The sequence below is a fragment of the Proteus sp. fly-1067 genome (assembly GCF_040139345.1).
GTDB lineage: Bacteria > Pseudomonadota > Gammaproteobacteria > Enterobacterales > Enterobacteriaceae > Proteus > Proteus vulgaris_B.
In genome coordinates this window covers 1-646 of the sequence record NZ_JBEEUL010000133.1, presented here as the reverse complement: position 1 = coordinate 646, position 646 = coordinate 1, and the positions used below count along the sequence as shown (strand labels likewise).

The 646-nt window shown below is 40.7% G+C and carries 1 protein-coding gene and 1 pseudogene; one reads left to right on the top strand and one right to left on the bottom strand.

From position 1 onward, the window contains the following. Positions 1-349 (top strand): nitrilase-related carbon-nitrogen hydrolase (locus ABN217_RS19585; RefSeq protein WP_349459901.1); only part of this gene is annotated, 349 nt, incomplete at its 5' end. Between the two features lie 47 nt (positions 350-396). On the opposite strand, the pseudogene ABN217_RS19580 reads toward ABN217_RS19585, so the two are convergent. Then, a pseudogene (locus ABN217_RS19580) lies at positions 397-646 on the bottom strand (sugar kinase); the annotation flags it as partial.

Genomic DNA, 646 nt, shown 5'->3' with positions numbered 1-646 from the left:
CGATAATTTCAAACCTGATAGTGATTATTTATTAACCATTTCTAATGATGCATGGTTTGGTAAATCTATTGGTCCATGGCAGCATTTCCAAATGGCTAGGATGAGGGCGCTAGAGCTCGGACGTCCGCTACTCCGCGCTACCAATAATGGCGTTACTGCTATTATTCGTGCTGATGGAACCGTTCAAGCTGAATTACCTCAATTCACTGCGGCAACTTTATCAGCCTCTATCACTCCGACGACTGGTTTAACCCCCTATGCACGTTGGAGTCATTGGCCAATGTGGGGAACCGTTGTGCTATTTGGGCTTTTAGCGCTATTCTTTGGCCGCCGTAAAAAAATTAGCTAATTCTAAGCTCCCTATAAAATTAGGGAGCTATTTAGCTGATAAGTAAGTTAGCCAATAAGCTGTCCTTGTGTTTTTGCAATTCCTATTGATGCAATACATCCCGCATTAAAGCGAATAAAATCATCTTCAATACCATCAGAAAAAATCACACCATTTTCAGGCATTAAAGATTCAAGTTGTAACGGCAATTGTTCATCAATAGTCCCAAAAACTAATTTAACGCCAGTTGTGTTACTCGGAAATGGTTCACGAACGGTAAATTGTAATAGTCTATCTCCCCACGCAAATCCTTTTGTT